The sequence below is a fragment of the Gemmatimonadaceae bacterium genome (assembly GCA_020852815.1).
Classification (GTDB): domain Bacteria; phylum Gemmatimonadota; class Gemmatimonadetes; order Gemmatimonadales; family Gemmatimonadaceae; genus SCN-70-22.
This window is the reverse complement of record JADZAN010000004.1, coordinates 50,202-61,738: the sequence shown is the minus strand read 5'-3', so window position 1 is coordinate 61,738 and position 11,537 is coordinate 50,202. Positions and strand designations below refer to the sequence as shown.

The window sequence follows — 11,537 nt, the reverse complement described above, 5'->3', positions numbered from 1 at the left end:
GTTCTGGTTTTCCTACGAGCTTTCAACACGGAGGACACACGGAGGAACGGAGGTACACGGGGGAGACCTTGGCACTGTTGTTCTCCGTGGTCCTCCGTGCCTCCGTGCGTCCTCCGTGTTCAAGGCACTTCGTCGTTGCCCTTCGTTGACTGCTCGCCGTACCAGCGCTTTCGCGCGCTTGTCTTGCCGTCCAGCTAGAAAGCCATTCGACGATGATTCGCAGCAATCCTGGCATTCGTCGCGGTTCTGGTTGTCCTAAGAGTTTGCAATCACCCCCGCACCAGCCCGCGCAACGCCTCCGGCGTGACCTCGACGAGCACGCGCTGCACCGCACCGCCCTCGACCCGCACCCCCCAGCGCCCATTGCCACCGAGAATGATGACAGTGGGAAAGCTCGTGGACCGGGCGAGCAACGCCGCATCCTCAGGGCGCGCGCCGGAAGGCGCGACCACGAGATGAACGTCGTCGGCGATTGGGGCAGCCGCCCCGGGACGTTGCGCCTGACGGGCACGCCACTCGGCGATGTCCACCACCTCGTAGCCAGGCTCGAGGAGGCGGTACACGAGGTCCCGCAGCAGCGGCGGAGCAGGGTGCAGCACGACGGTGCCTGTGGCCATCCCACATGGGGGGTGTGAACAGGCAACGGTTACGCGCCCCGGGAGCGCGCCGCATGAATCCTTGGGATGGTTAGGGGTTCAGCACCCCGTCCATCCGGCGGTCGCTGCGGTTCAGGCGGTCTTCCACCGCCGCAACGCCGCCGCCGCCTCGCCACGCCGGTGTACGCCGAGCTTGTGCAGGATGTGATGCATGTGGTTCTTCACCGTCGCCATCTCGATGTGCAGGCGGCTGGCGATCTCCTTGTTCGACATCCCGGAGTCGACCAGCTGCACGATCTCGCGCTCGCGATGGCTCAGCGCGCCCACGCCCTCCGCCTGGCCGGCGCGCACGGTGGCCAGGCGCCGCGCCAGCGCCGCGGCGAGCCTCGGCGGACAGTGCAACTCGCCGCGCAGCGCCGCGTCAGTGGCAGCCAGCAGCTCCTCCATCGACCCGTCGTGCGACACATAGCCGCGCACCCCGCACTCGGCGAGCGTCACCTGCGACGCCACGTCGTCAGGCGAAACGGCGATCGCAATCACGGCCCGCACCGCTGAATGCCGCTCCAGGCGCCGCGCGAGCGCGTGAGCGTCGACCATCCCGGCGTCGAGCAGTGCCACGTAGGCCACGCCATCGTCCAGCGCGCCTAACGCCTGGTCACCCGTGGCGGCCACCTGCAGCAGCGGCGCCGACGGCCGGCGCGCGAGCAGCTCCACGATCCCATCGCGCAACAGGCGAATGGGCGAGATCACCAGCACTCCCACCGGCGCGGAAGCACGGCAGGGGTCGGGGAGCGGGTCGGGGAAGGGAGAGCGGTGTTGCATCTGACGGTCGCAGCGTGAGGGGCGTTGCGGGTCCAACCACCGGGCAGCGAGCATACGCGGCGCGCGCGACGCTGTCCACCGTGTGGCATGCGGGCCACATGCGCACTACATCGATAATGCAAGACAGGCTCGACCATTCGACGCGCGACGCACCTGTGACGTGTCGCACATTCGTGCCCCACGCTGGTCCCCTATTGAACCGAAAGGCTCATGCGCACGCCGCGCGCCCGCGGACATGATCTCCCCTCGGTTCTCCCCCGAGGCGCGCCCTTGTCCCTGCTGGAACTCCGCACGCGGCTCAACGCGTCGGAGATCGTGTCGACGTTCACGACCGATCTCCGCGGGGCCAACGCGTCCCTCGGCGGCGTCTCCACTCCCGTCGACGCCAACGGCGTACGCGACATCGCGAGTTCCGCATCGATAGACCTCTCGTCACTTGCCCGCGTCGCCGAGCGCATCGCCTCCGAACTCGCCGCCTCACCCCTCGGGCTCCCCGATCCCGGCGCCATCGTCAGGCAGGTCGAGTCGCTCGTCGCCCTCCTCGAGGAGGTCGACCTTCGCAGCATCGACACGGCGGTGCGTGGCGTCCTGGACCAGGCGAAGACAGCGATATCGGCCAACGGCGGGTCGCGCGTGGACCTGCTGCTCGAACAGCTCTCGGCAACGCTCGGCGCCTCGCCGCAGGGTCGTCAGGTGATGGGACTCCTGACTCGCATCATGTCGCTGCTCGGGGGCGACACGAAGTACATCGATGATTTCAAGGCGCTCCTCCCGGCAGCGCTGGCGATCCTGCGTGCGCTGGGCGGGCTCATGCGCGTGGAGAGTGCACTGGCCGAGGGTGAGCGACTCGCGCGCCTCCTGCGCGCGCAGCTCTCGCGTGACGAGACGCTCACCGAGCTGCAGATGGTGCAGGCGTCGCTCGACTATGCAGTCGATCGTTTGCGAGCCGCCGCGAGCGATGCGTCGGTGATGGACGAAGCGGAGCGCGCGGGGCGCGATGCGCTGGCGCGCGTCGACCTGGCGCGCGAGTCGGTAGCCCGACGCTTCGCCTTTGCCGAGTCGACGCTGCTGCACGCCGACCTCGACAACATTCTCGCCGAGGTGCGCGCTGGCCTGGCCGATGCGCAGGGAGTGGACCTCGTCGCGGCGGGGCGCTCGGTGGGAGCCATGGTCGACCGACTCATGCCAGCGCTGACCATTCCGCTCCCGCCGGCGCCCGCCGACTCCTTCGACGCCGTGCTGCGCATGGTGGAGCGGGAGGTGCAGGGGCTCGCGACCAAGATCGAGTCGCTCGACGTCGCGAAGGTTGGGGCACCGGTGGCCGGGTTGATGGAGAAGGTATCCGCCCCTATTCACGAACTGCAGCAGCTCAGCGACCAGTTGGTACATGCGGCCGACCAGGCAACGCGACAGGTCACGGCGCTGGTGGAAGCGCTCCCCACTGGCGAACTCGCCGACGCGATCAACGCGGCGACCGCACCGATTCGCGCGGCGATGCAGGCGATGGGCGATGCGATCGCCGCCATCGAGTCGGGGCTGGGGACGGCGGCCAGCTCGGCGACGACCGCGCTCGATGCCGCCGAGACGGCGGTGAACGCGGCGATGGCCGCGCTGCAATCGCTCGTTGGCGATGCGGCGGCCTTCGTGCAACAACTCGGCGTGGATCGCGCGGTCGGCGAGCTGCAGGAGAAGCTGCGCGAGGTGGCCGCGGTGATGGAGAAGGCGGCGGTGGCGCCGTACTTCAACACCGCCGAAGATGCCATCGAGACGACGGCATCGGTGCTGGAAGCGGTCCCCGTCGTCCTCCTGCCTGACGACATCAAGGCGGAGTTCGACGCATTGGTTGAGCCGATTCGCTCGCTCAACATCGATGCGGCGGCGAGCGAAGTGGAGTCTTGGTTCGAGCTGCAGGAAGATGGGACGCTTCCCTTTGCCCAGCCGGTGGAGTCGGCGATGGCCGAGGTGCAGGGGGCGCTGGAATCGCTGCTCACCGAACTCGATGCCCTGCATCCCACGAAGCTCGCCCCGGCAATCGACGCCGAGCTGGCGCCGGTGCGCGACCAGGCGGCCCGGCTCGATCTGTCAGGAGTGCTGGCACCGGTCGACGAGGCGCTGGCGTCGCTCAAGGGGCGACTGGATGGCGTGGATCCGGCGGCGGCGCTGGCGCCGGTGAGCGCAGTGATTGCCGAGGCGGCGTCCAAGCTCGACGCGCTGAACCCGGATGCGCTCATTGCCCCGCTGCAGGCGCGCGTGGTGGAGGTGCGCGAGGCGGTGATCACAACGCTCAAGCTCGAGGTGGCGTCCAAGTCGTTAGGCGACCTGGAGCGCGAGGCCGTGCGCCTCATCAACCTCCTCGATCCGTCGCGCCTGGAGCCGATGATCGCCAACGGCTTCGACGTGGCGAAGGTGGAGCTGGCGCGCCTCGACTCGGCGACGATGGGAGCCTGGGGGAGCGTGGTGGTGAGCGCGCTGCTGAGCGGCGACGGGAGCCGGCGCCGCCCCACGAGCTGGGCGACCGTCTTCGATGCGATGAGCGGGAAAGACGGTGGCGTGACGCCGCGACTCACCGCGCGCGCGCGGGAGATCGGGAGCGCGGTGGACGACGCGATCGCGACGACGGCGGCGATCGAGCTTGGCGCGACGACCGTTGCCGTGACGCGTGGGCTGCGCGACATGGCGACGGCGCTCGCTGCGCTCCCCGCGGGGTCGCCGATTCGCCTCTCGCTCGACGGCGCGGTGACGCGGCGCGGGAGCGACGGCGGCTTTGGCGCGCTCGAGGAGAACCGCACACGCTTCTCCACCGACCTGGGGGCGGCGCACGCGCCGGCGGCGGCGCTCTTGCAGCTGGAGCTGTCGCGGGTCGACGTCACCGCGGCGGCGATCACGGCGGCCGCGAAGCCCATCGCCCGTCTCCGTGACCAGTTGCTTGGCTTCCTTCGGCAGTTGGGGATCAAGCGCGTGGGAGATGGCATTGGCGCGATCCTCACGGAAGTGCTTGAGGTGGCGAGTCCGCAGCGCCTGGCGGCGATCGTCGTCCCCATCTTCACCGCGGTGCGCGCTCGCGCGACGGCGTTGCTCGCCTCGGTCGTCGATCCCGTCAAGCAGGCCATCGACGACCTCATCGCCCTCCTGCGCTCGCTCGACCTCGTGCGACTCACGCAGGGAGTGAAGGACGTGATCAACGCGGGAAAGCAGCAAGTCCTGGCGCTCGACCCGGCAACGCTGCTCGCCCCCACGCTGGGCGCCTTCACCACGCTCAAGCAGGAACTTCAGGCCTTCGACCCGCTGGCGGCGGTGCGCAGCATCCTCGACGCGCTCAAGGGGCTCATCGCGCGACTCATCGGGACGCCGGAGTCACCAGGGACACTAAGTGCGCAGCGCATCCTCGCACCGGCGTCGGAGTTGTTCGATGCCATCATCCAGCAGTTGCGCGCCCTCGATGTGGAACCGATGCTGCGTCCGCTGCTCGACGCGTTGCAGCAGCTGGCGCAGGACATCCACGATGGCGTGGAGGGATTGCGTGGCGGATTGAAGCGGTTGCAGGAGGCGATCCCGTCGACCGACGGGCTCGGCGTGGGCGTGTCCGTCGACATCGGCTTCTGAGGGAGGCGCGCGATGCCAGCCATCCTCACGCACCAGGCGATCATGCTCCTCGCGCGCGAACGCGTGCGCGACATTCGCGATCGCCTGCTGTGGAAGAAGATTGCCAGCGGGCCGTTGACCGACCTCGAGCTGCGCGTCCTGCGCCTGTCGTCGCTGACCTTCATCATCATGTCGGACGGTGATGACCGGCCGGCGGTGAACCCGGCGCTTCCCAGCGACCCGGCGTGGCCCGCGGGGTTCGGGCAGGGGGTCTCTCGTTATGCGGTGATGGGATCCATGGGGCCCGACATTCCCGGGTTGGCGGCGATCGTCGCGCCGGGGCAGGCCACCTGGTTCGACACCCTCCACAAGGGGACGCCGGACAGCAATCGCGAGCCGATCAACTCGCGCTCCACCGACATGGCGCTCGAGTTCTACCGTCGCGCGTCGCTGGCGCTCACCGACCGTCCGTCAGATGGGGCCGACGCCGCGCGCGCCTACCTGCGCGACCTGAATCGCATCCGGGCGTACATTCTCGGGCACGTCACACACATTGCCGGCGACGTACTCGCGCACCCGTTCATCAACGACGTCGAGTGGCATGTCCCGTCGCGCGAGACGGTGAAGCTGTTCAACGCCATCCGCCTCACCGAGCTGCGCAAGTTCGGGCACGACAAGGTGGAGGGCTCGCTCGACAGCCAGGTGGCGCGCGCCTTCTACAACCGCCCGGGGCCCCGTGAGGGTCAGCCGTGGAGCGCGTGGTGGCCGACGGTGGACGAGGTCCCCGCCGAGCTCTTTGCCGGCTACGCGCACGCGTATGATGAGACCTACCGATCCGGAGCGGCACGGGCAAAGGGGCTGGGCGGCTTCGAGGAGGAGATCAGCAAGTTCACGCTCCCGGCTCCCGACGCGGACTTCTTCCGAGACGGCTATCGCACGCTCAACCACGCCGGCGTCGGTCTCCTGTACGACTGGGGGTACGGGCACTGGCTGGGCTTCCTCTCGATCGCGATCCTCCCGTTGCTGGCAACGATGCCGATGGCGTTCGCCCTGGCACGCGGCAAGAAGGTCTTCGAGACCAGCATCCCAAACGCGGGAGAGCGTGCGGCGTTCGAGGTTTTCACTCTCCCGCTGGCGATGAACTGCATCACGCCGCTGGCGATCGGGATCCTGGCCGCGGGGAAGACATGGCGCGGGGCAGAGGGAGAGTTGACGTCTGGACTCATCGGAGCGGGTTTCTCGACGTTCACCGGGCTGTTCGCCCTCCCATTCTTCTTCGTCGACGGCGACATCGGCGCCGGGTGGCGCTGGGTGCTCCTCTTCGCGCTCCCCGCGGCGTACGGCTTCGCGATGTCGATCGCCTCGCTGGTGCAATCGCTCAGGGGGGAGAGCCGGCGTAGCAAGCTGCCGTTGATCTTCGCCCTCCCATTCATCATTGCTGGCGCACTCGCACTCCTCCTTCTCCTCTTTGCGGAGTTGATCGGGAACGAGGCGAGCGAGGATGCAGGCAAGGTGCTCTGGATCGTCTTCTCGGCGATCATCGGTGTCGTGGCGCTGATCCTCCTGTTCGCGCTTCCGGCCACGTTGCGCGACGCGAAGCTCCCCGAGAAGCCGGCGCCGTTCCCGGCGTTGCGCCCGCACCATGTGCGACTGTTCGACCGTTCGTCGCTCTTCGAGCTGCGCGGCCAGCGGGACGACACCGTGCAGGAGGCGCACTTCCCCAGCGGGGTGCGTCCGCTGCTCAAGGTGTGGTGGACGGGGGCGGGAACGCTCTTCATCCGCTCGCGGCGCACGCACCTCGAGGTGGTGACGGCGATCGACGGCAGCGCGCCGACGATCGTCCCCGCCCCGATCACGCCGATGACGCTCGAGCAGCTGGCGACGTACCTCCCGGCCGCCTTCGCCTCGCACGGCTTCAACGGGCTGCAGTGCGCGCTGGCCATCCCCGAGGACAAGGCGGTGAGCCTCCCGCCAGGTGCAACGTTCGCCGACATGGGCGACCTCAAGCAGCGGGATGAAGGCGATGCGCCGGAGTCGGTGTTGAGCAGCGCGGCCGCCGACTTCGCGCAGCTCACGGGGGCCAACGACGGCGACAGCGTGAAGCTCTTCCACGCCCCCAAGCGTGCGCAGGCGGTGCGATTTGACCGCTTCGGCCCCGCCCCGTTCGACCCGCGCGAGTCGGAGACGGTGCGCGGCCCGGGGACGGTGACGGGAGACGGGAACCGGCTGAGCGGGACCGGGACGTCGTTCCGCTTCTTCTTCGCCGAGGGGGACCGGGTCGTCATCAACGGCAACGTGCGCATCGTGACGCGCATCGAGTCCGACCTGGCGATGGTGATCTCGTCGGCATTCTCGCCGCAGCCTAACGGCGCGACCTACGAGCGGCTGGGGCAAGGCGACGAGATCGGTCGCGGCTACACCTTCGTGGCGCGCCCGCACGCGGCGCGCGATCGCGGCGACTCGATCATGGAGCTGGCGGGAGACCTCGGCGCGATCATGGCCATGGGGGCGGCGTCGCACACGCTCGATGCCATCGAGGCGCGCGTCGACAGCTTCGATCGCATGACGTTGCAGGGGGGCGGCGCCATCCCGCAGGCGTCGCTGACCAAGGTCACGCGCACCTTCCGCAACTGGTCGCTGGACCGGCGGTTGGTCGACGAGTGGCGCGAGATCGTCACCGGCGGCGCGCCGGTGCCTAACGGGGCCAGCGTTGGCGAGACGATCCTGCGGCAACAGGGGTGGATTCCTGCGCTGCGCAAATGGCTGCGCGTGGTGGACGACGAGACGGAGAGCGCCGCCGACGCGGCGCTGCACAGCGCCGGTGCAAACGAGCCATCCAACCTCGAGCTGTCGCAGGCCATCGCGACGCTGTTCGACATGCCGGCGCCGAGCGTCGTGGTAGCGGCGCCATGAGCGGCCAGGACTTCGACCCGTTCGCGCCGCGCGAAGACGAGGACGCGCGCGAGGAGCGTGCCGGCGAGATCGCGCGCCACTTCGGGACGACCCCGAACGGGCTGTCCGGGGTGACCGAGGCGGCGCGGCGCGCGGCGGTGACCGCGACGCCGGACGCCAATGCGAGCAGCTGGGTCCCGTTAGGTCCGCGCAACGTGGGCGGGGCGATTCGCTGCGTCGCGTTTCGCCAGCCCACGGCCAGCGAGCTGGCGCAGAAGCTCCCGTTGCATCTGGCGGCGGGTTCGGCGCAGGGCGGGCTGTGGATCTCGCGGACGAGTGGCTATCGCTGGGAACAAGCGGGGCTTCCCGACATCGTGGGAGCCGTGGGGGCGGTGGCGTGGTCGGCCGCCGACCGGCGCGTGCTGTATGTCGGGACGGGCGACCTCCCGCTCCCGTACCCGGGAGGGATCGGCTTCTTCCGGTCGGAGGACGGCGGGGCGTCGTTCACGCGGCTGGTGACCGACAGCGGCGGCAACGGTGCGGCGGCGCACTACCTCAAGATTGCCATCGACCCTAACGACGCGCGCCGCGCGTGGATTGCGTCGGACACCGGGCTGTGGCGGTTGGATGGGAACTCGTTCTCCGCCGAGGCGATCACGGGCGTCGCCGCGGGGAGCACGGTGACCGACGTCGCCCTCGCGGCTGATCCGGCGAACAACAACCAGTACTTCCTCCTCGTCGGGATCCAGGGGATCGGGACCGCGATCGGGACGTGGGATCGTCGCAACCGCCGCATGACAGGGTGGCAGGTGACGACCGCCGGTGCGGTGGGGACGCCGTGGCCGGCGATGGTGGGGATCGTGCGCGTGGCGTGGGGGCCGACGAATCCGGTGCCGACGGCGCACGCGATCATGCAGGACACGACGCCGGTAGGCGCGCCGCCTGCGGCGAGCAATCGGCCGACGCCGCTCTTCACGTCGACGAACCTCGGGGTGGGTTGGGCCTCGGTCGCTGGTGCCAACTCGCCGGAGCCCGGCACGCGCATCGCCTGGTATGCGTTGTCGCTGGCGGTGAACCCGCTCAACCCGGCGATGGTCATCGCGGGGTCGACGGATCTCTTCCGCACCACCGACGGCGGGGCGACGCCGTGGACGCGGATCATGGATTGGACGCGCTACGACAACGGCGACCACGCGCAGCATGCCGATCACCATGCGACGGTCTTCGAGCCCGGGTCGACGCGGGTGTGGGTGTGCAACGACGGCGGGATGTCGACCACGGACAACATCGGCGCAGCGGCGCCGGTGTGGCGCAAGCGGAGCTATGGCGTGGTGGCGGCGCAGCTGTTCGACATCACCTCGCACGCCACCTTCCCCGGGCTCTGCGGCGGGGGGATGCAGGACAACGGGACGTTCGTGTCGTATGGCGGGCCGTCCTGGTACTCGATAGACGGCGGCGATGGCGGGGCGATGGCATGGCACCCCACGAGCCCGTATCGGATGTACAGCAGTTGGCAGGGCTCAGCCGATCGCGTTGACGTCTCCACCTTCAGCGTCGCGGCGTTCCACATCGTTCCGCTCGTCGACCTCGCGCCGCCTAACAACCAGTTCGCGCCGTATCACGAGACGCAGGCGATCCAGGCGCCGACCAACTTCTTTGTGCGCGCCCTCGCCGCACACCCGACTACGCCCGATCTCGCGCTGTACGGGTCGACCGGGGTGCTCCAGTTCACGAGCGACGGCTTCAACATCGCGACGGCCAACACGGGGATCCCCGCAGCGTCCAACGTGACGACTGTCGCCTTCTCCCCGGATGGCAACCACGTGTGGGGCGGGGGCGACCGGGGCGAGGTGGTGCACCTGGCGGGCGCACTCCCCTCCAGCGTCGGAGGCGGCGTGGTGGGGCCGGCCTGGACGCGCGCGCTCACGCTCGCCGGCTTTCCGATCACGTCGATCGCGGCGCATCCCGCCAACGCCGCCGTGGTGGCGGTGACGACTGCACTCAACGGTGGTGCACGAGGGCAGGTGCACATCACGCACGACACCGGCGCGAACTGGCACCAGGTCGACACCGGGCTCCCGGCGAGCCCATACCTTGCCGCGGCGTGGGACCCGGCGAGCCAGACCACGCTCTTCATCGGGACGGCGGCGGGGGTCTACGTGGCGCGCGACCTGCCCGCCGTGGGATCGATGGCGCCGGGTGCGGGGGCGAACCCGACGTGGCGCACCTTCAGCCAGGGACTCCCGCTCGTCCCCATCACCGACCTCGAAACACACGCCGTCACGCAGACGCTGCGCTGCGCGACGTTGGGGCGCGGGGCGTTCGAGGTGTCACTCGCCGGGGTGACGCCCGCGGCATTCCAGTTCCCCCCCGTGCGACTCGTGATCCGCAACCACGCGGGCGACGATGGACGTCCGTACGTGGCGGCCAACACGTTAGGCGCCGACCCGCGCGTCGGCATCGCCGCGCGTCCGCCGGTGGGGGCGGCCGCGCCAGCGGCACCGCCGACCCCCGCCGGCCCCGTCGATGTCACGCACGCGATCGACATCCGCATCGACTCACCGCGCTACCAGCGCTCCGAGGCGTGGAACTTCGGCGAGCAGATCGACGGCGCCGAGTTCGACGAGGTGCTCGTCCCCGACCGCGCGCTCGTCGGCGACCAGAACATCGTCTACGTGCAGGTGCAGAACCGCGGGCACTCGGTGGCCAACAACGTCGACGTGCATCTCTACTATGCCGACGCCGGCAACCCGGTCGCCGTCCCGGCCATCGACGCGGCCTTCAACTTTCCCGGCACCCCCGGCGCCGGGTCACCGTGGACCAAGGCGGACAAGATCACCGAGGGAGAACTGCGACCCGGTGAGCCGCACGTCGTCGCGTTCCGTGTGATCCCGAAGCTGGAGATCACGACGAACATCGCCTTCCTCGCCATTGCCACGAGCGGACAGGATGCGCTGGCGAACGTCCCGGCGGGGGCGGTGGACGCCTTCGTGCGCGGCGAGCGGCGGGCCGCGTTGCACGTGGCGGGGGTGGATCGCGACACGATCCTCATCCGCGACGTGACTTCGGACCGCGGCGAGCGCGGAGGGGTGGCGTGGGGGGGGCGCAGCCCCGATATCATCGTCCGGCAGGCGCAAGTGCCGGCCGCCAGCCTCGCCAATGAGTTCGTCGACCTCACCGACGCGCACGCGGGCGACGTGGCGCACGGCGGCAGCAACTTCGTCTACGTGCGGGTGACCAACCGCACGCAGCAGCCCATCCCGCGCAGCGTGGTGCGGCTCTTCATCGTCCCCCGCGTCGCGCTGGGTGTTCCCGGCCCGGATGGCGCCAACTGGCGCGAGGTAATCCCCTCGGCGACGCTGACGAACATCCCCGCTGGCGGGTGGGCCGTGGCCGAGTTCCCGATGAACTTCGCCGCCGGTCCGGCGAACGACCCCGACCCGGACAACGCGCCCGGGCAGAAGGGGATCATCCTCGTGGCGATGGCGAACGTGACCGACGCGGCGGGGACGACGGTGCTCGACCCGTTCCCCGACCTGGTCGACATCACGGGGATCGACAGCTTCTGGCGCTTCTTCAATGGCGGCGCGTTAGGCAACAACGCCGCCATGCGTGCCCTGGCGTTCCAACCGTGAACGAGGGGAC

5 protein-coding genes are annotated in these 11,537 nt (G+C 69.7%); 3 read left to right on the top strand and 2 right to left on the bottom strand.

Features of this window, described 5'->3' with window-relative positions; all coding sequences use genetic code 11:
* Positions 1-269 precede the first annotated feature (269 nt).
* Positions 270-617, bottom strand: a complete 348-nt coding sequence (locus IT359_03870; protein ID MCC6928111.1) for a hypothetical protein — start codon at positions 615-617, stop codon at positions 270-272.
* 111 nt (positions 618-728) lie between these two features.
* Positions 729-1,418, bottom strand: coding sequence for a response regulator transcription factor (locus IT359_03865; protein ID MCC6928110.1), 690 nt, complete (start codon positions 1,416-1,418; stop codon positions 729-731).
* Between the two features lie 270 nt (positions 1,419-1,688).
* On the opposite strand from IT359_03865, the gene IT359_03860 reads away from it, so the two are divergent.
* The 3 genes from IT359_03860 to IT359_03850 are packed head-to-tail and all read left to right on the top strand — an operon-like array spanning position 1,689 to position 11,527.
* Positions 1,689-5,021: a hypothetical protein gene (locus IT359_03860; GenBank protein ID MCC6928109.1), complete on the top strand. Its 3,333-nt coding sequence runs from the start codon at positions 1,689-1,691 to the stop codon at positions 5,019-5,021.
* A gap of 12 nt (positions 5,022-5,033) precedes the next feature.
* Entirely contained in the window at positions 5,034-7,913 is a 2,880-nt protein-coding gene (locus IT359_03855; GenBank protein ID MCC6928108.1) for a hypothetical protein, read from the top strand.
* Positions 7,910-11,527 (top strand): hypothetical protein, encoded by a 3,618-nt coding sequence (locus IT359_03850; protein MCC6928107.1) that lies wholly within the window; start codon positions 7,910-7,912, stop codon positions 11,525-11,527. The genes IT359_03855 and IT359_03850 overlap by 4 nt, the downstream gene beginning before the upstream one ends.
* Positions 11,528-11,537 lie beyond the last annotated feature (10 nt).